Raw genomic sequence first — 24138 nt, forward strand, 5'->3', positions numbered from 1 at the left:
TCCTTTAACTTATCTGGCGCAGGCGCTCTGCCTGGTCCGCCGCCGCCAGCGCCGTTATCAGTTCGTCCAGATCCCCTTCCAGAACCTCTTCCAGCCGGTAAAGAGTCAGGTTGATGCGATGGTCGGTCACCCGGTTCTGGGGGAAGTTGTAGGTACGCACCCGCTCACTCCGGTCGCCGCTTCTCACCTGTGCCCGGCGCTCGGCAGCTATAGCCGCCTCCTGCTCCCGCCGCTTGAGATCCAGAAGTCTGGCCCGCAGGACCTTCATGGCCTTTTCGCGGTTCTTCAGCTGCGAGCGCTCGTCCTGGCAGGTGACCACGATCCCCGTAGGCAGGTGGGTGATGCGGACGGCAGAATAGGTGGTGTTCACCGACTGCCCGCCGTGCCCGGAGGAGCAGAAGGTGTCCACGCGGATATCTTTGGGATCTATCTCCACCTCCACCTCCTCCGCTTCGGGCAGCACCGCCACCGTGGCCGCCGAAGTGTGAATGCGCCCGCTCGCCTCGGTCACCGGCACTCGCTGCACCCGGTGCACGCCACTCTCGTACTTGAGAAAGCTGTAGGCCCCCCGCCCCTCGATTAAGACGATGACCTCCTTAAACCCCCCCAGATCGGTGGGGCTGGCGCTCAAAAGCTCCGTCTTCCAGCCGCGCTTCTCGGCGTAGCGGAGGTACATGCGCAGGAGATCGGCCGCGAACAAGGCGGCCTCCTCGCCACCGGTGCCGGCCCTTATCTCCAGGATTACGTTCTTCTCGTCGTTGGGATCCCTGGGTAAAAGCAAAATCTTAAGCTCCTTCTCCAGCTCTTCCCGCCGCTCCTTGAGCGTCTCCAGCTCCTCCTCGGCCAGCTCCCGGAGCTCCTCGTCCTGCTCCTGATCGAGCAGCATCTCGGCCTCCTCGATCCCCTCCAGCACCCGCTTGTATTCCCGGTAGGTGCTGACGATGGGCTCGAGTTCCGCGTGGCGCTTAACGTACTCCCGCCAGCGCTTCTGATCGGCCATCACTTCTGGATCGGCTATCTTCAGCGTGAGATCTTCAAACTGAGTTTCTAGATCCGCTAGCTTTTCCCACATCACCCTCACCTCCTTCCGGCAAAACGGCTTGCAGAGCGGTTATGGCCACCTCCACCTGTCCTTCGTCGGGCTCCCGCGTGGTGAGCCGCTGCAGCCACAGGCCGGGAGCGACCAGAACTTTAAGCCATAGATGCTGAACTCCGCTGGACAAGCGCAAAAGTTCGTAGCTTACCCCGGCTATGACCGGCAGCAGCAAAAGCCGCGAGAGGAACCGCCACCAGAGCGGTCCCTGCCCTACCAGCGAGAAGAAGAAAATGCTCAAAAGCAGCACCAGGAGAAGAAAGCTCGTACCGCAGCGCAGGTGAATAATCGGATAACCTCTTACCCCCTCTAAGGTAAGGGGCGCTCCCGCCTCGTAGGCGTTGATTACCCGGTGCTCCGCGCCGTGATAGGCGAAAACCCGCTTGATGTCGGGCAGAAGCCCGATGAGCCAGAGATAGGCCAGGAAAACTCCCAGCCTCACCAGACCCTCCAGCAAGTTCTGCAACCAGTAAGCGGGTATCTGGTGGCGGAAGAAATAAGCCGCCCCAGCTGGGAAGAGTACGAAGAGCACCACTCCCGCGCCTAAGCCGAAAATAAGGGTGGCCGCTATCTCCCCGCGGCCCAGCTTCTCCTCCTCGCCTGCCGCCTCGGCGGCGGAAATGCTCAGGGCCTTCACCCCCAGGACCAGCGCCTCGTAGAGAAGCACCACCCCGCGCAGGAAGGGGAGGCGCCACCCGCCCGGCCGGTCGGGGAGCTCTTCGCGCCTAACCGCAATGGAACCGTCGGGACGGCGAACCGCCACTGCCCACGCCCCGGGCCCGCGCATCATCACCCCTTCGATGACCGCCTGGCCGCCGTAGCGGGGCAGGCTCCTCCGGTTTATAGTCCGTATTTCTTCTTGAAGCGCTCCACACGCCCCCGGCGCTCCACGATCATCTGCCGCTGTCCCGTGTAGAAGGGATGGCACTGGGAGCAGACCTCCACCCGCAATTCTTTCTTGGTAGACATAGTCTCGAAAGTGGCGCCGCAGGCGCAAATAACTCGCGCCGGGCCGTACTCCGGATGGATCCCCTTCTTCATCTTCTGTCACCTCTCTTTCTCCAGAAACCGCTTGCTATTATAACATTAGGCCCTTTCCCTCCGCAATTGCGGCAGGATTAAGGGGCGAGGCCGGCGAATATTAGATCTTGAAACGAGGAATTCCTTTCAGGGTGCGAGGTGAGGTCGGCGATGGGTGAAGAGGCAAGCCTCCGCTGCCCCTTCTGCGGCTCTTTCGCCTCCGAGGTTTCTTCCCTTCTCCCCCTGCCTCTGAGAGCGGGAGCGGCCTGGTTGGGGTGGCTGCACTACCTGGAGTGCCCCCGCTGCGGCCGGGTGGGCTATCGGGAGGAGGAGCTCGAGCGCCTGAACGAAACCATTATCTCCCACATGACCGTGAGCTACCTCCAGAAGGGCGGGCAGGAAGAGGGAGCAGCTGAGCAGGAAAACCTGGCCGGCTGGCTTTACCGGCTCAAGGAACCCATAGCGACTTTTGGCTTTTAAGAGCATGCGCTCGAAGCCGAAAGCTTTCTCCCTTTTCCTGCTCCTTTTTTTGCTCCTTCTCGCCTCCGGCTGCCTGAGCACAGGCCCGACGGCCACCGGACGGCTGGAGGAAGGGAGCTGGGCCCTTTACTTTCCCCGGTCAGGGCAGGACCCGGCCCCCGCCCTTTGCAGCCTAATCGGGCAGGCGCGGTCCTCCTGCGACGTGGCCATCTACAGCCTCACTCATCCCGACATCGTAAAGGCTCTGGTGCAGGCCCACAAACGAGGAGTGAAGGTCAGGGTCATCACCGACAAAGAGTGGCAGCGGAATGATTCCCAGCGCCACGCCGTGAACGTGCTTCTGCTGGCGGGCATACCGGTTAAGGAGAACCGGCACGCGGGGCTCATGCACCTCAAGATGGTCGTGATCGACGGCGAGATAGTCACCACCGGCAGCTACAACTTCACCCGCAGCGCCAGCGAGAAAAACGACGAGATGTTTCTGGTGGTAAAATCAGCTGAACTTAGCCGGGCGTGTAGCCGGGAGTTCGAGCGGATGTGGAACGACCAAGTGAACTTCGCCCCGGTCACTTACCGGCACTGAGGGGAGAGGCCCAGGACCTCTTCGCCGCTGGCCTGCTTGAAGGCCTGGAAGTTGCGCACCAGTTCCTCGTTCGAGCGGGTACGGCGAATCTCCTCCAGCAGGTGCTCCATAGCTTCCCAGGGAGTCATCTCGTTGGTGGCCCGCCGGAAGTACCAAACCAGCTCCAGCTCCTCGCGGCTCAGCAACAGCTCCTCCTTGCGGGTGCCGGAGCGCTTGACATCGATGGCGGGGAAGATCCGGCGCTCGGCCAAGGCTCTTGACAGCACCAGCTCCATGTTTCCGGTGCCCTTGAACTCCTCGAAGATCACCTCGTCCATGCGGCTTCCCGTCTCGATGAGAGCCGTCGCCAGGATGGTGAGGCTCCCGCCCTCCTCCAGCTTGCGGGCCGCCCCGAAGAACCGCTTGGGCTTGTGTAAGGCCGCCGGGTCCACCCCGCCGGAAAGGGTGCGCCCACTGGGAGGGATTACCAGGTTATGGGCCCTCGCCAGACGGGTGATGCTGTCAAGCAGTATAGCCACATCGCGCCCGTGCTCCACCAGGCGCTTGGCCCGCTCCAGCACCATCTCCGCTACCTTAACGTGGTTCTCCGGCGGCTCGTCGAAGGTGGAGCTCACCACCTCCGCCTTGACCGAGCGGCTTATGTCGGTTACCTCCTCCGGGCGTTCGTCGATGAGCAGGATGATGAGGTAAATCTCGGGATGGTTGGCCGTTATGCTGTTGGCTATCTCCTTCAGGAGCGTGGTCTTGCCTGCTTTGGGAGGAGCCACGATCAAGCCCCGCTGCCCCTTGCCCAGGGGGGCTATGAGATCGATTATCCGCACGGCTATGCGGTCGGGAGTGGTCTCCAGGCGGATGCGCTCGCAGGGGTAAAGGGGGGTGAGGTTGTCGAAGTGGGGGCGGGGAGGGAGTTCGTCCGCCGGCACGCCGTTCACCCGCTCCACTCTCAGAAGGGCGAAGTACTTCTCGTTCTCCTTGGGCCGGCGCACCACCCCTTCCACCAGATCGCCCGTGCGCAGGTCAAACTTGCGAATCTGCGAAGCGGAAACATAAATGTCATCGGGGGAGGGGAGGTACTTGTGCGGGCGCAGGAAACCGTAGCCGTCGGGCAGGATCTCCAGCACCCCCCGGGCGCGCGGGAGGGCGGACGGCTCCGGCTCCGGTGGCCTGGCTTCAGCCACCACCTCGGGTGCGCTTCGAACCGCTTCTTCCTCTTTTTCCGCCGCGTACCGCGCCTTTATGGCCTCGATCAGCTCCTGCTTGCGCAAACGGTAGTACTCCGGCACCCCTAGCTCTTTGGCTATAGCCCTCAGCTCCAGCACAGTCTTGCTTTCCAGGTCGCCAGCCGGGGTCACCTGACTCACCCCTTTCCCTCTATCCACTTGTCCACGGGGAACCTTGTACCAAACCAGTGGGGTCAAGATGATCTACCTCACTTAATGCGAAAAGGAATGGCTTTTACTTCTGGGGGAGGTTCTGCACTTTGGCCCAGTCGGCCAGGAAGCGTTCAATACCGATGTCGGTAAGAGGATGGCGCACCATCTGATCCAGCACGCGGAAGGGAACGGTGGCGATGTGCGCCCCCGCCTGCGCCGCGGCCACCACGTGCAAAGGATGGCGAATGCTGGCCGCGATTATTTCGGTGGCAATGCCGTGCAGGGAAAAGATCTCGGCGATCTCACGCACCAGGGCTATGCCGTCGTGACCGGCATCGTCCAGGCGCCCCACGAAGGGGCTGACGTAGCTGGCCCCCGCCAGAGCTGCCAGCAAGGCCTGGTTGGCGGAAAAGACCAGAGTGACATTGGTCCTGATTCCCCGGGCTTTCAGCGCCTTCACGGCCTTTAAGCCCTCCGGCGTTATGGGGATCTTTATCACCACGTTGGGGTGAAGGCGGCTCAGCTCCTCCGCCTCCGCGATCATCCCCTCCGCCTCGGTGCTTATCACCTCGGCACTCACCGGGCCGTTGACCAGTTCAGCTATCTCTTTGATGAGGGACTTGAACTCCCGACCTTCCCGTGCCACCAGGGTGGGGTTGGTGGTCACGCCTTGGATTACTCCCCAAGAAACGGCGGTGCGGATCTCTTCCAGGTTGGCGGTGTCGAGAAAGAGTTTGATGGCTGCATTCCCCCTTTACTTAAGAATTATACGCCGATAGCTTTGCCAGAGCTACCGAAAATGCGCATCTTCTCGCGGATTACCTCCGTGGCCGCCTCGCGCGCCGGCCCCAGGATCTTGCGCGGGTCGATCTCGTCCGGGTTGGCCGCCAGCACCTCCCGCATCCGCTTGACGAAAGCGATGCGGATGTCGGTGTCGATGTTGATCTTACGGATGCCCCGCTTTATGGCCTCCCTTATGTCCTCCGCCGGGACGCCCGAGGAGCCGTGCAGCACCAGGGGCACCTTCACCTTGGCCGCTATCTGGCTTAGCCGCTCGAAGTCGAGCTTGGGCTCCCAGCGGTAAGGGCCGTGGGCGGTGCCGATGGCCACCGCCAGAGCATCCACCCCGGTCTGCTCCACGAAGTAGGCCGCCTCGTCGGGGTCGGTGAAGAAGGCCTCTCGCTCCGCCACCGAGATATCGTCCTCGGTACCCCCTATGCGGCCGAGCTCCGCCTCCACCGAAGCCCCTACCGCCCTGGCCGCCTTGACCACTTCTTTGGTGAGGGCAATGTTCTCCTCCAGGGGAAGGCGCGAGGCATCGATCATCACCGAGGAAAAGCCAGCGGCCAGACACCTTATCACCTGCTCATAGCTCGTGCCGTGGTCCAGGTGCAGGACCACCGGGACGGTAGCGGAGGCCAGAGCCGTTTTGGCCATGGCCGCTATGTAGTCCAGGCCCGCGTACTTGATGGCCCCCTGGCTGGCCTGGATGATCACCGGCGACCTCTCCGCCTCGGCCGCCGCCATAATGGCCTGCAAAATCTCCATATTGTTGCAGTTAAAAGCGCCCACCGCGTATCCTCCCGCCGCAGCCGCGCCCAACACTTCCCGCAGAGTGACCAGCGGCAAGAAAACCACCTCCCCGGAAATCCTACTCGGCTTTTATTTTCTCCGCTTCGCTCCTTTTTTCCGCCGCGCCAGGGAGGTGGTCTCCACCCGCCCCGACCGGGAAAGCAGGAGATGCCCCGCCTCCTCTAGAGCCTGAAGATCGGACTGGCTCCGCGCCGGCACCGCCAGCTTACGTCCACAGGCCCGGCAGCGCAAAACCAGCCGGTCGGGAAGGATCTCCACCTCCACCTCATCACGCCCGCAGGGGCAATAGATCCCTCCCTCTTCCGCCAGCTCCTCTACCTGGTAGAGGACCTCGAACATCACCTCCGGGTTGACAAAATAGTCGGCTCCGCCCAGCTCCTCTATGAGCGCCTCCAGTTCCTCCCGCACGGTGCGCGAGAGGTGTCGTATCTTCTCGTAGGGGCCGATGTACCCGATTTCCAGCCCCGTTTGGGAGCAGAAAAGGCGGGTAACCTCCGAGCTGCCCCAGATCTTCTTGCCTTTCAGCCGGAAGGAGTGTGGGTAGTCGCAGTAAGGGCAGTGGACCTCCACCGTGTAGCTCACCCGGTCCCGTGTCGAAATCCTGGCCTTCTCCTCCCCGCAGGAGCAGAGGAGACGCAGCGGCCGCTCGGGGGTGACGGCGAAGCGGGAAAGGGGAGAAAGGTCCTCGCGGGAACAGAAGGAACAGGACAAAAGGAAGTAAGTATCGGTGCGCACAACCATAGTTCAGAGCCTCCCAGATCGGTCAAGGGTGAACCGCCGAGCTAAATTCGGCTTAATTATTTCGCTACGACCGGCACAATTCCTGCACTCAAATACCGGAAAGTTTGCTTCGGACCAGCTTTCTTAGCTTGTCCAGGTCGAAGGGTTTAAGCAGCACCTCCACCCCTAGCCCCTGCGCCGCCTCCTCGTCCCCGGTCATGACCACCACCGGAACCTTCCCCCGCAAACGGGCCAGGAGCTCCTCCCCGCCGGAGCAGCGCAGGTCGAGCAGCACCAGATCCGGCCGCTCCTGGGAGATCAGCTCCCAAGCCTCTTCCCCGCCGGCCGCCTCGGCCACCCGCCAGCCGGAAGCGCTCAGGGCCTCCCGCACCACCAGCCGCACCAGCGGCTCGTCGTCGATCACCAGCACGTAGCTCAAGGCCTACTTCAATCCTCCTAAACCCGCAGCCGCTATCAACCCCACCACGACCGCGAAGAGGAGGGCTAGAAACACGGTGGCGAGTATAGGAATCAGCACCAGCAGAACCGCCTGTCCCGTAGCCAGCTCGTGCTCCTCTCGCAGCCCCGCCGCCAGGAGCACCAGCATCCACACGGCCACCGCCAGGCCGGCCACCAGCCCCACGCTCGCCACCACCGGCTCGGCAACCTTGGCCAGAACCAGCAGCACGTTGAGGGGCACCAGGAAAAGCTGAGGAGTCACCGCCAGGGCGCACACCGAGAGGACACCGAGGGGCTCCCCCCGCCCGCCCATGAGATGACCGGCCAGGTAAAAGAAAGCGGCCTGCAGAAACCAGAGGACCAAGGCCACGGGCACGGCCACCAGGAAGAAAACGACCAAACCCGTGGAGGCGGGGAGCTCGGCCGCAGGAGGGGTGCGCAAGGTGAAGAACTCGGAAAGCCCGTTCACCAGGATGACCAGAAGATAAAGCGAGAAGGCGGACTTGAAGCTGCGCCGAACCTCCCAACGTCTTAGCGTCTGAAAGGGAGAGAAGAGCATGCCCGGGAGGAGCTCCAGGATGCCCACCGGTTTTTCGGTCAAGATTTCAAACCCCCTTCCTGAAAGCGGGGAAGCAGCAGGCCGTTCAAGGGCCCGCCGAAGAAGCGCCGGAACCAGGGCGCCTTGCTGAGTTCCACCACCTCCGGCTTCCCCTTTATCCCCGCCAGATGAGCCGCCTCTCGCACCGCCGTGTGGAGATCGCCCAGTTCATCCACCAGGCCCAGTTCTTTGGCCTGCCTGCCGGTGAAGACCCGGCCGTCGGCCAGTTCCAGAACCTTCTGCCGTGGGAGGTGCCTTCCCTGAGCCACGTGATCCACGAACTGCTGGTAGATGTCATCCACCATGCCTTGCAGGATGGCCCGCTCCTCCGGCGTCAAGGGCCGGCTCTCACTACCCATATCTTTAAAGGGCCCGCTCTTAATGATTTCCTTCTGTATCCCCAGCTTGTGGTAGAGGCCGGAGAGGTTGGCGGTCTCGAAGATGACCCCGATGCTGCCGGTGATGGTGGAGGGGAGGGCCACGATCCGGTCGGCGCCCGCCGCCACCCAGTAGGCCCCCGAGGCGGCGGTGTCCCCCATGGAAACCACCACCTTCTTCCCCGCCTTCTGCACCCGGCGCACGGCGTCACTTATCTCCTGGCTGGCCGCCGCGCTCCCTCCCGGGCTGTCGATGCGCAGCACCACCGCCTTGATGGAGGGATCCTCTTCGGCCCGGCTCAGGGCCTCGATCACCCCCCGCACGTCGGCCGTGCTGCCGAAGAGGGGAGAGGCGCCCCCCTCTCCAGCTATGACGCCGGTGAGGTAGATAAGCCCTACCTTTCCTCCTCCCAGACCCACTCCTCCTTCCCGGCCGCGCCCCCAGACGGCCGCCAGGACCAGGGAGAGAAAAATCGCCGCCAGAATGACCCCGCCTAAAACTCGCCTGTACAAACCTTATCCTCCTCTTCGACTTCCCGGCCGGCCAGGGCCAGTGCCGCCCCCACGAAGTCGCGGAAGAGAGGATGAGGCCGTGCAGGGCGGGACTTAAACTCGGGGTGGAATTGGGTGGCCACGAACCAGGGGTGGTTGGGGAGCTCCACTATCTCCACCAGACGCCCGTCGGGAGAAAGGCCGCTCAGGACCAGACCCTTTTCTGCCAGGATGTGCCGGTAGTCGTTGTTAAACTCGTAGCGATGCCGGTGTCGCTCCCGCGTCTCGCCAACGCCGTAGGCCTGATAAGCCTTGGTGCCGGGCACGATGCGGCAGGGATAGCCCCCCAGGCGCATGGTTCCCCCCTTGTCGGTCAACCCTCGCTGCTCCGGCAGAAGGTCGATGACCGGGTGAGGGGTGTGGGGGTCAAACTCGGCGCTGTGGGCCGAAACCAGCCCCGCCACCGAGCGGGCGAACTCCACCACTGCCAGCTGCATACCCAGACAAATGCCCAGGAAGGGAATGCGATTCTCCCTCGCGTAGCGGATGGCCGCTATCTTTCCCTCCACCCCGCGCTCGCCGAAGCCGCCGGGAACCAGGATTCCCCCCACCCCTTCGAGATAGAGGGATGGAGGATGCTTTTCCAGATCTTCGGCGCTTACCCAGCAGATCTTTACCCGCGCGTTATGCGCGCATCCAGCGTGGACCAGCGCCTGCACCACGCTGAAGTAGGCGTCCCGCAGGTCCACGTACTTCCCCACCAAGGCTATGGGCACCTCAAAGCGGGGGTGGTAGAGGCGGTGCACCATATCCCGCCAGGCCTCCAGCTCCGGGGGCCGAGCCGGCAGCCCCAGCCTTTCCACCACGTACTCCCCTAACCCCTGCTCCTCCAGCCGCAGGGGTATCTCGTAGATGGAGGGAACGTCCAGCGCCTGGATCACCGCCCGCGGTTCCACGTCGCAGAAAAGGGCGATCTTGCGGACCAGGTCTTCCCCTAGAGGCATCTCCGAGCGGCACACAATGACATCGGGCTGGATACCTATACTCCTGAGCTCCTTCACGCTGTGCTGGGTGGGCTTGGTCTTGAGCTCCCGCGCCCCTCGCAGGTAAGGAACCAGGGTGACGTGGATGTAGAGGGTGTTCTCCCTGCCCAGATCGCTTCTTAGCTGACGGATGGCCTCCAAAAAGGGGAGGGACTCGATGTCGCCCACCGTCCCCCCTATCTCCACGATCACCACGTCGGCCCCCGACTCGCGCCCCACGGCGCAGATGCGCTCCTTTATCTCGTTGGTCACATGGGGGATCACCTGGACCGTGCTCCCCAGATAGTCCCCCCGGCGCTCCTTGGTGATGACCGACCAGTAAATGCCGCCGGCTGTAACGTTGCAGGAGCGGTTGAGGTCGGTATCGATGAAGCGCTCGTAGTGCCCCAGGTCTAAATCGGTTTCCGCCCCGTCTTCGGTGACGAAGACCTCCCCGTGCTGGAAGGGGCTCATGGTGCCGGGGTCCACATTGATGTAGGGGTCAAGCTTCTGCATCATCACCTTAAGGCCCCGGCTCTTCAGAAGGCAGCCCAGGGAAGCCGCCGTCACCCCCTTACCCAGGGAAGAGACCACTCCTCCGGTGACGAAGATGTACTTGCTCATGGCTACATCCGCTCCGGTGCCGAAATTCCCAGAAGCTTGAGGCCCTGCCGCAACACCAACTGGGTGGCTGCCGCCAGCCCCAGCCGAGCCTCCTCCAAGCCGGAGCCAGCTCCGATTATCCGGTGCTCGTTGTAGAAAGAGTGGAAGAGGGAGCTCAGGTCGTAAAGGTAGGTGGCCAGTCGGTGAGGGGCCAGGTTTAAAGCCGCCGCCTCCACTTCCTCCGGGAAGAGGGCCAGTTTGTACATGAGCCGCCTTTCCTCCGGCTCCCGCAGGAAGGAGAAGTCCACCTTCTCCGGTGGAGGAGGGCTTCCCCCTCTCTCCGCCAGCTGCCGGAAGAGGCTGGCGATGCGGGCGTGGGCGTACTGGATGTAGTAAACGGGGTTTTCCATGCTCTGGGCTTTGGCCAGCTCCAGGTCAAAATCGAGGTGGGCGTCGGCGCTGCGCCACACGAAGAAGTAGCGGGCCGCGTCTTTCCCCACCTCCGCCAGCAGGTCGTTTAAGGTGACGTACTCCCCGGCCCGCTTGGACATGCGCACCGCCTCCCCTCCACGGGTGAGGCGCACCAACTGCATGATGATGACGGTGAGGCATTCCGGATTGTAGCCCAGGGCCTGCAGGGCCGCCTTGAGACGGGGGACGTGGCCGTGGTGGTCCGCCCCCCACAGGTCGATCATCCATTCGAAGCCGCGCTCCAGCTTGTTGCGGTGGTAGGCTATGTCGGCGGCAAAATAAGTGGGCAGGCCGTTGGCCCGCACCAGCACGTCATCCTTGGGGGCACCGTAGGCGCTGGCCCTGAACCACAAGGCCCCCTCCTTCTCGTAAGTGGCTCCGCGCCGCTTAAGTTCCTCTATGGTTTCCGCCACCTTGCCGCTCGCGTGCAGCTCCTGCTCGGAAAACCACACGTCGAAACGCACACCGAACTTTTCCAGGCTCTCCTTTATGGCCGCCAGCTTCTCCTTTATAGCGAAGCTCACCAGCGCCTCCCGCCGCTCCTCCGGGGAGGTGTGTAAGTACCTGTCGCCGTGCTCGCTAATGAAGCGCTTCACCGTCTCCACCAGGTCCTGGCCGTGATAGCCGTCGGGGGGAAGGGGGACGTCCTCGCCGAAAGCCTGGCGGTAGCGAGCCTCCAGAGAGGCGGCGAAGCGCTCGATCTGGTAGCCGGCGTCGTTGATGTAGTACTCGCGCGTGACCTCAAAGCCGCAAAAAGCGAGAAGCGCGGCGATGCTATCGCCTAGCGCCGCGCCCCGCGCGTTGCCCATGTGTAAAAGGCCGGTGGGATTGGCGCTCACGAACTCCACGTTCACCTTCCGGCGCCTGCCCAGATCCTGTCGCCCGTAATCCTCCCCTTTGAGCAAAACCTCTCGCAGGGCCTCCTCCAGCCACCAGGGCTTGAGGTAGAAGTTGAGGTAGCCCGCCCCGGCCACCTCTATCCTATCCAGGTAAGGGGAAGCGTCGGAAGGGAAGTGCTCGGCCAGCAAAGCCGCCACCTCGCGCGGAGGTTTGCCCGCCCGACTGGCCAGCTTGAAGGCCAGGTTGGTGGTGAAGTCGCCGAATCCCTCCTCCCGGGGAACCTCCAAAGCGACAGGAGGAAGGGAAGTTCCGGGAAGGGATAGGGCCGGTTGGGTTGCCGCCAAGGCCCTTTCCAAACCCTGGCGGAGGGCCTCCCTTATCTCCTGTCTGAGAGAAGCCTGAGCCAATCTATCCTGCCTCCCTTACGGTGATGCGCAGCACCTGGAAACCCAAGGACTGGTAGGCCAGTAGCAATTCATATTCTAGGTTAATGTGCCCGCCGGTGGCTGTCAAGCTGACTTCCACCCGGCTGGTCCGGACCTCGCAGGGCATGCGGCCGAAGGGGGTGGCGTACTCTCCCCGGTCTACCTTCCCCTCCTCGAAGACCTGCTTCTGGCTCACGCTGCCCATGCGGTTGAGGGTAACCCGCCCGGGCTCGAGCTTCAAGGCGGTGGTGGTCCCCTCCATCCCCGCCAACTCCGACTCCTGGTATACCAGATAGTACGCCTCTCCCCGCCGGTAAAGCCTCCCCTGGGTCTCAAAGACAATAGTTTCCCGCTCGCCGGTATCGTCCGTGCGCGTACCCTCTACCTTGATCCACACTTCCACGCCCTTCACTTGCCCAGAACCACCACCGAGGGGCGCCCTTTTACCCCGTGCCGCCGGAGAAACTCCTTCATGCGGCGGAAGGCCTCCGTGAGATCCTTCACCGAGGCGGCGAAGGAGCAGCGGATGTGCCCCCGGCCGGAGGGGCCGAAGGCCGTGCCCGGCACCACCGCCACCTTTTCCTCCAGAAGTAGTTTTTCACAAAACTCCTCTTCGCTCAGCCCCGTCCCCCCCACGTAGGGGAAGGCGTAGAAGGCGCCTTTAGGCTCGGGGCAGGGGAGCCCCATCTCCTTGAAGGCGTTCACCACCAGGCGACGGCGGTAGGCGTACTGGGCCACCATCTGCCGCATGTCCTCCAGGCCGTTTTTGAGCGCCTCCAGGGCGGCCATCTGGGCAGTTATGGGGGCGCAGAGCATGGTGTACTGGTGGATCTTGGTCATGGCCCCGATAAAGGTCTCGTTTCCGGCAGCATACCCCAGGCGCCAGCCGGTCATGGCAAAGGCCTTGGAGAACCCCTGGAGCACCACGGTGCGCTCCCTCATGCCGGGGAGGGAAGCAATGGAGACGTGCTCCCCCTCGTAAGTGAGCTGGGCGTAGATCTCGTCCGAGATGACCAGGAGGTCGCGTGCTTTGACCACCTCGGCTATCTCCCCCAGCTCCCGCCGGTTCAGCACCGCCCCGGTGGGGTTGTTGGGGTAGGCCAGCAGGAGCACTTTGGTACGGGGAGTCGCGGCCTTCTCCACCTGCTCGGCGGTGATCTTGAACCCCTCCTCCATGCGGGTGGGCAGCAGGACCGGCACCCCCCCGGCCAGCACGGTGCAGGGGACGTAGGAAACGTAGGCCGGGTCGGGGATAAGCACCTCGTCCCCGGGCTTGAGCAAAGCCCGCAGGGCCAGGTCCAGGGCCTCGCTCACCCCCACGGTGACCAGGATCTCTTTTTCCGGGTCGTAGCGGAGCTTGAAGGCGTCCTCCAGGTAGCGCGCGATGGCCACCCGCAGCTCTTTCATCCCCCGGTTGGAGGTGTACATGGTGTAGCCCCGCTCCAGGGCGTAGATGCAAGCTTCCCTTATGCGCCAGGGGGTGACAAAGTCGGGCTCCCCCACGCCCAAGGAGATAACCCCCGTCATCTCTGCCGCCAGGTCGAAGAAGCGGCGGATGCCCGAAGGGGGAAGGGAAGCCACCTGGGGATTCAAGTACTCTTCCCAGCTCTTCATGGCGACACCACCAGCCTCTGCGCCTCCTCGACGTCCTCTACCAGCTCCCCGTCGATCTTGTAGGGCTTCAGCATGAAGTGGGTGGTGGTGCTGACCACGCCCTCCATGGGAGCCAGCCGGGTGGCCACGAAGGAGGCTACCTCCTCGAGCCGCCGCCCCTCCACTTCTACCGCCAAGTCGTAGGCGCCGGAGACCAGACGTATGTTCTTCACCTCCGGGAAGCGCGCTATGCGCTTCGCCACCGCGTCAAAACCCACTTCCCGCTGCGGGGTCACCTTCACCTCGATAAAAGCGGTCACCTTCTCTTCCCCCACCTTCCGCCAATCGATGAGGGCCCGGTAGCCCAGGATCACCCGCCGCCGCTCCAGATCCTCTATAAGGGAAGAGACCTCCTGTGGAGAAAGGTCCAGCATGGCGGCGAGCTCCTCCACCGAGTAGCGGGCGTTCCGGCTCAAAAGCCGCAAAAGCTCCTTCTCCTTTTCCACCTGCCCAAGCACCCCCTTGAATTAAAGGCAAAAACCCCGTCCCAAAGCTTAAGGACGGGGCGAAAGTCCCGCGGTACCACCTTAATTGACGCCGAGAGGAGTCCCCCGACGCCCCCTCTTTGCCCGGTAACGGCGGGCTTCCGGGAAAGCCTACTCGGGCCTCCTTCCCCTTTCGACCTCCAGCTCCAGGGTGGCCGGAACGGGCGCTTGGCCGCCGGGCTTCCACCTTCCCCCAGCTCGCTGGGGCTGCCTTCCCGCTCCTCTTCCCCTTCCTCGCCTTTGTAGCACTATATGCAGGCTTAGCCTAATTAGTAGCACACCCGGCAGCCTCCGGTCAAGTACCGTTCACCACCGGGCGGCCGGTGAGGTAGTTCCACCCGGCCAGGGCCGCGGCGTGCTGGCAGTAGAGGTTCTCCAGCTTGGCGCGCGCCTCGGCCAGGGCAGTCTCGGCCTTGTCCACCTCCAGCTTTATGGCCACGCCCGCCTCGTAGCGGATCTTGGCCAGCCTCGCCGCCTCCTCCGCCGCCTTCACCTGGGCCTCCTGAGCCTGAATCTGCTCCTCTAAACTCCGGATCTGCCGGTAGGTGGTGTGCACCTTTTCCTTTAGGACGTCCTGGGCGGCATAAAGCTGCTGCTCGCTCGCGGCCAGGTCGGCGGTGGCGATATTGTACTTGAGGTATTTGCCAGTGGCGTAGGGATAATCGACGTTCCAGCGGGCGATGTCCACATTCTTACGCAGGGCAAAAATGCTGGCCGAACTCTCCAGCGCCCGCGATACTTCGGCGTCCAGGCTCTCCACCTTCAAGTTCTCCGTGGGTGGGCGGGTGGTTAGCACCGGACGGCTGTCGGAGGGAAGCCCTATCAAGCGGTTCAAAACCACGTAAGCCTTGCCCAGAGCCTCTTTGGCCGCCGCCAGCCCCTTGGACGCCGCCTGGGCATCGGCCTCGGGCTTGGCCAGATCGAAGTTGGTGGCCGTGCCGGCCCAGTAAGCGGCCCGCGCCACCGAAAGCGCCCTCTCAGCCAGCTCCAGCTGCCTCTTAGCCTGCTCGTAAGCGGTCTGAGCCGCCAGCACATCGTAGTAAGCCTGCGCCACCTGCACAGCCAAGTACTGCTTTTTATCTTCCAGGTTTTTCTTGGCCATCTGCCAGGCGGCATCGGTCGAGAGCAGGGCCACCCACGCCATGTCGGCGTACGGCACCACGTTAGGGCCAGCGGCGGGAATGTAGCTCATTTTCTCCACCACGTCGGCCGCGTCCTTGCGCTGCTCCCACCACTTGTCCACTTCGGCCTGGGCGGCGCGGATATCGGGAGAGTTCTGCCAGGCAAGCTGCACCGCCTCGGCTAGGCTCAAGCTCATCTGGGAGCTTTCGGCACCCCAGGCCAGAAAGGGCGCGAGAAGAGAACTGACGAGCAGGAGCAGGGTTCCCAGGGCGGTTAATCGCCAGCGCCGCATAGGGAAGCCTCTACCTCCTCCGGTTAGTTAGTTAACCTTTTTAAGGATCATAACACGGTCCAGGATCAATGGCAAGGAAAATCGTCGCCAACTAATAAAACAAGGCCCCGGGAAGGCTCCCGGGGCCTTGCTGGCTTAGACCCTTACTGCGTGCGGAGCACGATCACCTGCTGGTTCTGGGCGTCCCACTCGACCTGGCAGCCAAGCGCCACACTCAGCCACCGGACCGGCAGGAAGAAGCGCCCGTCCTTGATCACCGCCTTGGCGTCCATGGCGATCTGGGTGCCGTTGACCACCAGGATGTTGGAGTCGGCGGTCACCTGGACCACCCGGTCGCCCTTCATGAAGGTGGCGGTCCGGGTCTCAGGGTTCCACAGGATGTTCTCCGGCGTCACGCCCGCGGCGTAGGCGATGTAGCGCATGGGCGCCATGGCCCGGTTGGTGGCGGGATCGATGTAGGGAGCGGCGTCCATGGTGTACTCCTTGCCGTCGATGGTGTACTTGGCCTCGTTGATCTTGAACACGGCCTTACCCACGGTCTGGGTGGGCGCGGGCGTCACGCACTTGGCGATAGCAACCTTAGCTACCGCAGTGGCACCAGGGAAGTAAGTATCCTTCCCGTCCTTATCCAGAGTCTCGTTTACAGCTGTACCCTTAACCTTCAGGACCACAGGCCCCTCTGGCACCGTACGGTCGATCGTCAGCTTGATATTGCTGATCTTGATGGTGGACGGCTTGGTGCTCGTGCTCTTAACCGGAATCACTAACTCCTTGTTATCGTTCTGTGTCTTGGGCGTGTCGATCTGCAGGTCACCGTCCACGCTGACCGTGGGCGTGCTGCTGAACTTTACACCCGAGGGCAGCTCAAGCACTATCTGCGCCTGGCTGCTGGTATCTTCTTTGTCGACCGTTCCGCCTCCAAGAGCATTATCTTTAGTGTAAGTCACCGTGCTGTTGATGATACCGGCTGCCGTCTCGGCGATGGTGACATCGCCTGCCACTTGGTCGCTGAGGCCGATCTTGACTTCCGGTGTGGAGGAAACGCTGACCTTCACCCCGGCAGCAACTTTGCCAAGAGTGATGGTACCGGTTAGACCCTGGCTCCCGCCGATGGTGACGTCGAGATTGCCGCTGAACTCAGGCGAGATGGTAACCTTAGCGTCCTTGAACACTAGCTTAGCCGCATCGGTCGTAGAGGTGGCACCTTCAGTAAATTGGACAGTACACTTGATCATGCGCCCATCGGAACCCACGGCCTGCCAGCCTTCAACCGAACCCTGATCAACGCCCGCCAGGTTAGAAGCCTCGATGTCGATCTTCGGCGTCGCTGCCCACTTCACGCCGTCCGGCAACGTCAGGGTGATGGTCCGGCCGGCGATCAAGCTGCCCTTCAGGTTTTCGGCGATCTCGAACTTCCCGATCTTCTGGGCGGCTTTGCCCGCTACCAGGTCAGGGCTCGTGAGCGCCTTCACGGTCAAACCGTACTCACCATACTTAGCGACCACCAACTCGGAAGGGCTGACTGTTGCAGCGCCAGAGACGGTTACCTTAATGTCGCCGGTCTTAGCCACGCTCTCATCAACAACTACACCAAGCTGCAACTTGAGGAATGTGGCCTGAGTCGAAGCCAAGTTTGAAGGTACATGGATATCTAGCTCGCGACCGTTGTTAGTGACCTCAAGCGTGACATTAGCAGGATTGAGGTCACCCCACACTACCTGATAGTCACGGCTATCGAGGGTGTTCAAGGCTTTAGTGCCTGTCAGTTCGCTAACACCAATAATCTTTCCGGAAGCATCCCTTGCGACTGTAGCCCACTTAAAGCCAGGCGGGAGAGTCAGCTTTACGGCAGCGTCGCTGCCGGAATCCTTAAGAGCCCTGCCCATATTCTCCTTAATGTCAATCACTCCGATTGCCCCACCAGCGGAGCCAATCGATTCGACGCTCTCCGCCGCAAGCGTTACCTGCCCGGAGCCAGCAGTCGCAATCACAACCTCACCGCTGGAAAAGACCGACCCGGGCGGCGCAGAAGCGGTGAGCTTGATTTCTCCGCTAACTCCACCGGGAACAGTCAGCTTCGTAACGGGAATGCTGATGGTGCTGGTCGTAGCTGTTGTATCTGTATTCGTAGGACCGTTGAGAACTACCACAAAGTCTCGAACCGCTCCCGATTTGTAGGAAGAACCATCTAATTTCTGGATGGCTACGTCCCCAGTAGCAAACGCTCCAGTAACCTTTATTCCGGTTGGATCCAGCTCTAGAGCAAAACCTGACGGGCTGGACGGAAGCGAGAAAACAACCTTACTTCCCTTAGAAGCGAGGGCAGTAGTCGTATCCATCGAAATCTGCAGGTAGGTCGACGGTAGTGTGTTAGTTTGGCCTGCAGAAACCGACATCACTGTGCTGACGCTGTAGCTCGATGCCGCCTGGGCCGGCGTGGCCAGCGGTACCAGCAGCGCCGCCAGCATGGCTACGGTCAGCAGTATGCTGAGCCACTTCTTGCGCGCCTTTATCAAACTCTTTCCCTCCCCTTAAAATTTTGGAGTTTGGCTTTTGGACGCCAGTCAATCCGCCAGTTAATCAAATGATTAAAGCCTTTCCTCACCCCCTCGGCCCAAAACTTTCCGGGCGAGCCGGGCGCCTCCGGCTCCCCCTTCATCCACTCTAGTTAGACACCGAAGGGGGCGAAAAGGTTCCCAGCGGGGAGGGAAAAATTTTTCGCGGCCTCCGGAAAAAATCCCAGGAGCTCCTCGGGCCGCCTCCACGAATCTGCGGCTAGGCTCGTGCCGAGGCGCCAGCGCATCTATGGTGTAGACCAGTGCGTTGGTTTCGATCAGGATCATGCCCTTTCCAGCCTTTTCGCGTAAAGATCGGCGCGCTTGATCTCCCGGGAAATTCCGATGGCAAACCGCCCGAGCGGTGGCAGCGCGGCGTCTGCGAGGTATTTCTCAAGGGCCTCGATGACGAGCTCGGATTTGCTCCTCCCCGTCAGGGCGGAGACCTTATCCAGCAGCTCCAGCAGGCTCTTCTTGGCCTCGGGGACGTAGATATTGAACTGCACCGGGTATACACCTCCCCCGCCGTCTTTATAAGTGTAGCTACAGAAGAGCGGCGGAGCAAACATCCGTACCGCCAGCCGCCCGACGCCCGGCGACCAACCTTAGCTCCTTAGAGGAGCCGGGCCAGATTGCGTGTGGAAGTGTCCGCTTAGGTCCAGGAGCAAATGGTTTAGAATGAAAGTGAGACTCCCCGCAACCTACCAGGAGGTGGCGAGACATATGAGAACGTTGGAGGAGATCCGCACCATCCTTCAAGAGCAACAGGTTACCCTGGCCGAGAAATACGGCATCCGGATAATTGGTCTCTTCGGCTCTTATGTCCGGGGGGAACAGCAGGCAGAAAGTGACCTCGATGTACTGGTGGAAATCCTGCGGCCCATAAGCTTGCTAGAATTAGTGGGAGCGGAGCTCTACCTGGGCGAACTCCTGGGCATGAAAGTGGACCTCGTGCCCCGACGCTCCCTCCGTGAAGAACTGAAAGAAGCCGTCATGAGCGAGTTGGTGGCCCTGTGAAGCGCGATGTCCTTCTCTACATTTGGAATGAAGCGGCCAAGCACGTACCGGATTACGACCGGCAATAGAGCGGGTACTCCAGGAATTAGAAGAGGGTCGGTAGTTCTCAAGTAGACTTTAAAGCGGCGGGGAGCTTTAGAGGGCCAGCTCCCCGCCGGTGGTGGGAACAAGTTTTAAGATCTTTTCTTCCTCGCCGCGCTCGGCGTCAAGGTAAATAAGATAGATGTCTTCACCCAGGCGGGCTTTGAACTCGTAGCAAAGCTTTTCCTTTCCCCCGTCGGTGGGGATGAGGGCCAGGCGCTGGTTTTCCACTTTGAGCCGGGGGTTCAAGAGCCCGCGCGCCTCTGCCGCCGTCAGCCGCGGCTGGGGCAGGGAGCGGGGACGGTGAAACATCAGGTAGGAGTAGCTGTCCACCCCCACCACGCGCCCGTCGTCCAGCGCCACGGTGACCTTGACCATGTCAGGATAAAGAGCCACCCCGCCCTCCTCCGGGATGAAGTTGAAGATGGCCAGAGCGCCCTTCTGCACGCTGTAGCTCAGGCGCATGTTTTTAAGCCCCAGCTTGTCCCGCAGGTAGCCCTCCGCCCGCCCCCGCGCCTCCTCCACTTTGAGCCGGGGCTTGCCGGGGTGTCTTTCTGCCAGCAGCAGGAGCAGGTGCCCTCCCTGGCGGGTGAGCAGAGCCACCACTTTTCCCGCCGCGGTGTCGGCCTCCACCCGGTAGGCCGGAATGCGCCCTTTCACTTCCCCTGTCACCCGCACCCTGGTGGGTTTCGGCTCCACCAGCTCCCGCGCCCTGGCCTCCGCCCGGCCCCGATCCACCGGCGGCCCGGTCAAGCCTTCGGGCTTCTGCTTTTCCAGGTGGTCGGAGAAAGGGCCGTCGTAGACCAGGGTGGGGTAGTTCTGGGTCTCCCGGTTGAGCGCCCGGAAGGGGGAAGCCGGAGCCTCGGCGGTCCTGGCCTGCCGGGCTTTAAGCCTCCGCCCCAGCTCCCAGAAGTTGGGGCCGCGGGCCAGGATCTCCGCCTCGACCCGGTGCAGCTCCCGGTTGAGGGAAGAGGCCTGCTGGTAAAGACGCCTTAGGGTCTCCCAGTTCTCCTCGGTCAGAGGGGAGCCAGTCCCCGCCTGCCGGCACAGCGTGTTGGCGTAGTCGGCCACCTGGGACAAAAACTTGGCCGTGCGCTCGGTGTACTGCGGGGAAACGGGTAAGGAAGAGAGATCGGCCTGGGCCATCATGGCCTGCTGCCAGACGGAGGAAAGCAGACCCACGGCCTGCTGCCGGCCGCCCGCCACCAGGCACTTGCCCAGCAAGACTTCGACGTTCTGCACGTGGGTTAAGAGGTCGTAGAAGGTCTGCTGGTAGCGGTTGTTGAGTTCGAGCTCCAGGTAGCGGCGCCCCTGGTGTTCCTTTGTGCCCCAGGCCGCCACCGCCACCATGACCAGGCCCAACAGCAATAGAGCCAGGCGATAGCCGCGCAAAGCAAACCCTCCTTCAGCGGGCAAAGACGTGGTTGCCTATGCGGGTGATGATGGTGCGCGTCCACACCCAGGGAGACACGGCCTTGGCCGGGTTCCAAAAGTAAAGGGCGCCGCCGGTGGGATCCCAGCCCGCCAGGGCCAGTTCCGCCGCCCGCACCGCTTCGGGGGAGAGGGGGCGCCAGATCTGCCCGTTGGAGACCGACTCGAAAGCTCCCGGCTGGAAGATCACCCCGGGGATGGTCTTAGGGAAACCGGGATGGCGCATGCGGTTGAGGACCACCGCCCCTACCGCCACTTTTCCCTCGAAAGGCTCGTCCGCCGCCTCCCCCATGATGAGCCGGGCTAAAAGCAGCACCGCGTCGCGGTCGGTGGCGTAGCCGCGGGAGACAGCCGGGGTAGGGGTGTAGCTGGGGAAGCCCAGGGCCGCCCAGGTAGCCGGGCCCACCACCCCGTCCACCGCCAGCCCGTTTTTCCACTGGAAGTAGCGCACCGCCTTCCAGGTCTGGTAGCCGAAGACGCCGTCGATGGGGCCGTCGTAATAACCCCACTGGGCCAGGCGCTGCTGCACCCGCATCACGTGCCACCCGGTGCTCCCCCAGTAAAGGGTGGGGTTCTGCGCCCGCGCCCGCTCCGCCCCCCAGAAGGCCAGGGGCAGGAGCAAGAGGAGAACCATAAAGGCGACCTTCACACTCCGCCGCACAGCAAAACGTCCCTCCCGCCCAAAGCTCCTCTCCCCTAGTTTCCCGCCGCCGCCCCTTCTCTATTACCGCCCGTGGTGCGCCCCGGGCGAAGCTATGTTATCCTTAAAGGAGCAGGCGCTCGAGAGGCGGTGGAGCTCGGTGGAGGATAAGCTGACCGCCCGGAGGGAAGAGTACCGGCGGCTTCTGCGCGAAGCGCTGAATAAGGCCGTTGCCGTTCTCTCCTCCTTGCCGGAAGTGGAGCGGGTGAGTTTGGTGGGCTCTTATGCCCGAGGCCGCTCCGATCTCGGCACCGATCTGGATCTGGTGGTGGTAATGCGCACCGAACTCGGCTTTCTCGAAAGGCTGCGTTTTCTTTATCCTCTCCTCTCCCTGCCGGTAGATCTGGACCTTCTCTGCTATACGCCGGAGGAATTCGCCTCCCTCAAGGAGCGGGGCTTCCTCCGGCACGCCCTGAAAGAGGAAGTGGTGCTCTATGAGAAGAAGCCCTCTTGAGGAAGGCCGGCGCTGGCTGGAGCAGGCGGAAGAAGACTTGCGTTGGGCGAAGCACCTGGCCCAGCAAGGTGGTTACTACCTGGCTTGCTTCTTATCCCAGCAAATTGGCGAAAAGGCCATTAAAGGTTTCCTTTACGCGCAGGGAGAAGAGATCGTGCTGGGACACTCCATCGAGCGTCTCTGCCACCAAGCAGCCCGGTGGGAGCCTCTTTTCGCCGAGAAAGTGAAGCGCTGGGCTATCCTCGACGGCTACTACGTCCCCACCCGTTACCCCAACGGTCTGCCTGACAGTATCCCAGCCAGAGTGTACACGGAAGAGGCCGCTCAGGAGGCCGTACGCCTGGCGGAGGAAGTGGTAGCTTTCGTCCGGGATAGGCTGGCGGAAAGATAAATTTCCGCGAAGGTGGTGCTATCGTGGAGAGTAAGATCGCCCGAGCACTGGGGATGCGTTTTCAGCCAGTGGCGCTCTTGTGGTCTGACGAAAAGCCTTCGGGGGCTAGGCAGTTCTCGCCCGGCAAGTGGGGCTGTGTCATGTGGCTCTTCGCTGCCGCCGCCCGCGGGGAAGTGGCCGCCTGTGACCGGGAAACTTTTGGCTGCCTGGGAGGAGGGACGGGGCTGGGCTTCGGCAACCAGTACCTCAACTGGCCCGGCGGGATAGAAAACTTTTACTGCTTCCTCTCCACCGGCAGGCCGAACCGGGACGCTTCCAAAGGGGAGCTGCGCCGGGAGGCGGCGAGGCAGATGCTGGAGGAGGAGCGTTATCTGCGTTCCCCGGAGGTGGCGCGGCACTTCGTGCAGCAGCTCCCTATGACCGACATACCGGCACGCTACGTGGTTTTCAAGCCGCTGGGGATGGTGGAGGAAAGAGAAAGGCCGGTGGTGGTAATCTTCACCGCCAACCCCGACCAGCTGGCCGCCCTCACCGTGCTGGCCAATTTCGGGCGAGCTGCCGGAGACAACGTGCTCATCCCTTTCGCCGCCGGCTGTCAAGCCATAGGTATCCTTCCCTACCGGGAGGCGCAGGCCGAGCAGCCGCGGGCGGTAGTAGGGCTCGTCGACCTTTCTGCCCGCCGCAACGTGGCCAAGCTGCTGGGGCGCGAGGTCTTCACCTTCGCCGTCCCCTTTAAGCTGTTTCGCGTGATGGAAGAGTGGGTGGAAGAAAGCTTCCTGGCCAAGGAAGAATGGCAGGAATATTTCCAATCTAGCCCTGACGGTTGAAGCGGTAGCTCAGGAGGTGGGCCAGGCGCAAGGGTTCGGGGAGGCGGTAGCGGGGGGTGAGGTAGAGGGTGAGCTCGCGAGCTAGATCCACGCTCACCCGGTGCCCGGGAGAGACGAAGACGGGCTTCACGCCCGCGCGGGTACGCAGGACCGTCCCTACCACCCGGCCCCGGTAGCGGAGGTAGGAAAAACTTCCCCGCTCGGGACCTGGCGCTTCCCACTTCCCCACCAGGCAGGTTTTGGCCACGCCTATGGTCGGCAGGTCGAAAAGCACTCCCAGGTGGCTGGCGATTCCCATTCCCCGGGGATGGGCGATCCCCTGCCCGTCGCACAGGATGAGGTCGGGAGTGCTCTTTATTTTCTCCAGGGCCGAGAGAAGGGCCGGTATCTCGCGGAAAGCCAAAAGGCCGGGAATGTAAGGGAAGGTGGCGGGAAGGCAGGCGGTGCTTTCCTCCGCCACCTCAAAACCGGGCACCTTCAGCACCACTACCGCGGCGTAAAGCATCCCCCGGGCCTGGGAGAAGGACACGTCGCACCCCGCCACCAGCCGCAGATCCTCCGGGCGGGGACCGTCTTCCACTTTAACTTCCCACCGCCACTCCTCCTGAAGCTTCACCGCTTCCTGAGGCGTGAGACTCCAGGGGCACTCTCTCTTAGGCTTCATCCCCTACCGTCTCCTCGACCCAGCGGGCGAAGTCGGGGTCGGCGGCCAGGACCGGCAGCACCAGGATGGCCGGGGTGGAGTAGCTGTGCCGCGCCTTTATCGCCGCCACCAGTTTGTCCACCCGCGCCGCGGTGCTCTTGAGGATAAGCGCCGCCTCCCGCGCTTCTTCCCGCTTCCCCTCCCACCAGTAGGTGGAGAAAAGCTGGGGGATGACGTTGGCGCAGGCCGCCAGGCGCTCCTCCACCAGCTCCCGCGCCAGCTTCCTGGCCTCATCCTCGTCGCCGCAGGTAACGTAAACCCAGACGAGCTCCGGCAAC

Annotated in this window: 28 protein-coding genes; 6 read left to right on the top strand and 22 right to left on the bottom strand. The window is 62.6% G+C overall.

Going from position 1 to position 24138, the window contains the following annotated elements; all coding sequences use genetic code 11:
- Positions 1-4 precede the first annotated feature (4 nt).
- The 3 genes from prfA to rpmE are packed head-to-tail and all read right to left on the bottom strand — an operon-like array spanning position 5 to position 2134.
- Positions 5-1072, bottom strand: a complete 1068-nt coding sequence (prfA, locus tag DXX99_RS00260) for a peptide chain release factor 1 (RefSeq protein ID WP_115791525.1) — start codon at positions 1070-1072, stop codon at positions 5-7.
- A complete protein-coding gene (locus tag DXX99_RS00265) occupies positions 1035-1883 on the bottom strand; it encodes a DUF1385 domain-containing protein (protein ID WP_240610758.1) in 849 nt (282 codons plus the stop codon). The genes prfA and DXX99_RS00265 overlap by 38 nt, the downstream gene beginning before the upstream one ends.
- 50 nt (positions 1884-1933) lie before the next feature.
- Positions 1934-2134 (bottom strand): 50S ribosomal protein L31, encoded by a 201-nt coding sequence (gene rpmE, locus DXX99_RS00270; protein ID WP_012818217.1) that lies wholly within the window; start codon positions 2132-2134, stop codon positions 1934-1936.
- A gap of 150 nt (positions 2135-2284) precedes the next feature.
- On the opposite strand from rpmE, the gene DXX99_RS00275 reads away from it, so the two are divergent.
- Together DXX99_RS00275 and DXX99_RS00280 are read left to right on the top strand one after the other, a co-directional pair.
- Complete coding sequence (locus DXX99_RS00275) at positions 2285-2593, top strand: hypothetical protein (RefSeq protein ID WP_115791526.1); 309 nt, start codon at positions 2285-2287, stop codon at positions 2591-2593.
- On the top strand, positions 2583-3176 hold the full coding sequence (locus DXX99_RS00280; RefSeq protein WP_115791527.1) for a phospholipase D family nuclease: 594 nt from the start codon (positions 2583-2585) through the stop codon (positions 3174-3176). The genes DXX99_RS00275 and DXX99_RS00280 overlap by 11 nt, the downstream gene beginning before the upstream one ends.
- Here DXX99_RS00280 and rho read toward each other — a convergent pair.
- From rho to DXX99_RS00360, 15 genes are all read right to left on the bottom strand, one after another.
- Positions 3164-4537 carry a transcription termination factor Rho gene (gene rho, locus DXX99_RS00285; protein WP_115791893.1) on the bottom strand — a complete coding sequence of 458 codons (1374 nt, stop codon included), beginning with the start codon at positions 4535-4537 and terminating at the stop codon, positions 3164-3166. The genes DXX99_RS00280 and rho overlap by 13 nt on opposite strands.
- A gap of 94 nt (positions 4538-4631) precedes the next feature.
- On the bottom strand, positions 4632-5288 hold the full coding sequence (gene fsa, locus DXX99_RS00290) for a fructose-6-phosphate aldolase (protein ID WP_115791528.1): 657 nt from the start codon (positions 5286-5288) through the stop codon (positions 4632-4634).
- Positions 5289-5314: 26 nt separating this feature from the next.
- Positions 5315-6178 (bottom strand): class II fructose-1,6-bisphosphate aldolase, encoded by an 864-nt coding sequence (locus DXX99_RS00295; RefSeq protein ID WP_115791529.1) that lies wholly within the window; start codon positions 6176-6178, stop codon positions 5315-5317.
- 33 nt (positions 6179-6211) lie between these two features.
- The gene (locus DXX99_RS00300) at positions 6212-6883 is read right to left on the bottom strand and encodes a hypothetical protein (RefSeq protein WP_115791530.1); all 672 of its coding nucleotides are present in this window, start codon (positions 6881-6883) and stop codon (positions 6212-6214) included.
- Positions 6884-6971: 88 nt separating this feature from the next.
- Positions 6972-7292 carry a response regulator gene (locus tag DXX99_RS00305; RefSeq protein WP_240610774.1) on the bottom strand — a complete coding sequence of 107 codons (321 nt, stop codon included), beginning with the start codon at positions 7290-7292 and terminating at the stop codon, positions 6972-6974.
- Between the two features lie 12 nt (positions 7293-7304).
- A complete protein-coding gene (locus DXX99_RS00310) occupies positions 7305-7922 on the bottom strand; it encodes a YIP1 family protein (RefSeq protein WP_115791532.1) in 618 nt (205 codons plus the stop codon).
- Complete coding sequence (sppA, locus tag DXX99_RS00315) at positions 7919-8809, bottom strand: signal peptide peptidase SppA (RefSeq protein ID WP_115791533.1); 891 nt, start codon at positions 8807-8809, stop codon at positions 7919-7921. Before sppA ends, DXX99_RS00310 begins: the two co-directional genes overlap by 4 nt.
- Positions 8791-10434 carry a CTP synthase gene (locus tag DXX99_RS00320; RefSeq protein ID WP_115791534.1) on the bottom strand — a complete coding sequence of 548 codons (1644 nt, stop codon included), beginning with the start codon at positions 10432-10434 and terminating at the stop codon, positions 8791-8793. The genes sppA and DXX99_RS00320 overlap by 19 nt, the downstream gene beginning before the upstream one ends.
- A 2-nt stretch (positions 10435-10436) precedes the next feature.
- Positions 10437-12131: an arginine--tRNA ligase gene (gene argS, locus DXX99_RS00325; RefSeq protein ID WP_115791535.1), complete on the bottom strand. Its 1695-nt coding sequence runs from the start codon at positions 12129-12131 to the stop codon at positions 10437-10439.
- Position 12132: 1 nt separating this feature from the next.
- A complete protein-coding gene (locus tag DXX99_RS00330; RefSeq protein WP_115791536.1) occupies positions 12133-12561 on the bottom strand; it encodes a YwiB family protein in 429 nt (142 codons plus the stop codon).
- Positions 12558-13763 carry an aminotransferase class I/II-fold pyridoxal phosphate-dependent enzyme gene (locus DXX99_RS00335; RefSeq protein ID WP_115791537.1) on the bottom strand — a complete coding sequence of 402 codons (1206 nt, stop codon included), beginning with the start codon at positions 13761-13763 and terminating at the stop codon, positions 12558-12560. The genes DXX99_RS00330 and DXX99_RS00335 overlap by 4 nt, the downstream gene beginning before the upstream one ends.
- Positions 13760-14248: an Lrp/AsnC family transcriptional regulator gene (locus tag DXX99_RS00340; protein ID WP_115791538.1), complete on the bottom strand. Its 489-nt coding sequence runs from the start codon at positions 14246-14248 to the stop codon at positions 13760-13762. The genes DXX99_RS00335 and DXX99_RS00340 overlap by 4 nt, the downstream gene beginning before the upstream one ends.
- A 334-nt stretch (positions 14249-14582) precedes the next feature.
- A complete protein-coding gene (locus DXX99_RS00345) occupies positions 14583-15701 on the bottom strand; it encodes a TolC family protein (RefSeq protein WP_115791539.1) in 1119 nt (372 codons plus the stop codon).
- 143 nt (positions 15702-15844) lie between these two features.
- Entirely contained in the window at positions 15845-18217 is a 2373-nt protein-coding gene (locus DXX99_RS11790) for a stalk domain-containing protein (protein ID WP_115791540.1), read from the bottom strand.
- A gap of 323 nt (positions 18218-18540) precedes the next feature.
- Positions 18541-18762 carry a ribbon-helix-helix domain-containing protein gene (locus tag DXX99_RS00360; protein WP_165847632.1) on the bottom strand — a complete coding sequence of 74 codons (222 nt, stop codon included), beginning with the start codon at positions 18760-18762 and terminating at the stop codon, positions 18541-18543.
- 217 nt (positions 18763-18979) lie between these two features.
- Here DXX99_RS00360 and DXX99_RS00365 point away from each other — a divergent pair, with 217 nt between their 5' ends.
- Positions 18980-19273 (top strand): nucleotidyltransferase family protein, encoded by a 294-nt coding sequence (locus tag DXX99_RS00365; RefSeq protein WP_165847633.1) that lies wholly within the window; start codon positions 18980-18982, stop codon positions 19271-19273.
- 135 nt (positions 19274-19408) lie between these two features.
- Here the strand turns inward: DXX99_RS00365 and ypeB are convergent, their stop codons facing one another.
- Positions 19409-20746: a germination protein YpeB gene (gene ypeB, locus DXX99_RS00370; protein WP_115791544.1), complete on the bottom strand. Its 1338-nt coding sequence runs from the start codon at positions 20744-20746 to the stop codon at positions 19409-19411.
- Positions 20747-20759: 13 nt separating this feature from the next.
- Positions 20760-21446, bottom strand: coding sequence for a spore cortex-lytic enzyme (gene sleB / locus DXX99_RS00375; RefSeq protein WP_115791545.1), 687 nt, complete (start codon positions 21444-21446; stop codon positions 20760-20762).
- A gap of 139 nt (positions 21447-21585) precedes the next feature.
- Here sleB and DXX99_RS00380 point away from each other — a divergent pair, with 139 nt between their 5' ends.
- From DXX99_RS00380 to DXX99_RS00390, 3 genes are read left to right on the top strand one after another with little or no spacing between them, the layout of a single operon-like run.
- Positions 21586-21939, top strand: a complete 354-nt coding sequence (locus DXX99_RS00380; RefSeq protein WP_115791894.1) for a nucleotidyltransferase domain-containing protein — start codon at positions 21586-21588, stop codon at positions 21937-21939.
- Positions 21920-22330, top strand: coding sequence for a HEPN domain-containing protein (locus DXX99_RS00385; RefSeq protein ID WP_115791546.1), 411 nt, complete (start codon positions 21920-21922; stop codon positions 22328-22330). Before DXX99_RS00380 ends, DXX99_RS00385 begins: the two co-directional genes overlap by 20 nt.
- 23 nt (positions 22331-22353) lie before the next feature.
- A complete protein-coding gene (locus DXX99_RS00390; protein ID WP_115791547.1) occupies positions 22354-23157 on the top strand; it encodes a DUF169 domain-containing protein in 804 nt (267 codons plus the stop codon).
- Here the strand turns inward: DXX99_RS00390 and nfi are convergent.
- A complete protein-coding gene (nfi, locus tag DXX99_RS00395) occupies positions 23141-23821 on the bottom strand; it encodes a deoxyribonuclease V (RefSeq protein ID WP_115791548.1) in 681 nt (226 codons plus the stop codon). The genes DXX99_RS00390 and nfi overlap by 17 nt on opposite strands.
- The gene (gene cutA, locus DXX99_RS00400; RefSeq protein ID WP_115791549.1) at positions 23811-24137 is read right to left on the bottom strand and encodes a divalent-cation tolerance protein CutA; all 327 of its coding nucleotides are present in this window, start codon (positions 24135-24137) and stop codon (positions 23811-23813) included. The genes nfi and cutA overlap by 11 nt, the downstream gene beginning before the upstream one ends.
- Position 24138: the final 1 nt, after the last annotated feature.

Origin of the sequence: Ammonifex thiophilus (assembly GCF_003368535.1) — a bacterium.
Classification (GTDB): Bacteria; Bacillota; Desulfotomaculia; order Desulfotomaculales; family Ammonificaceae; genus Ammonifex; species Ammonifex thiophilus.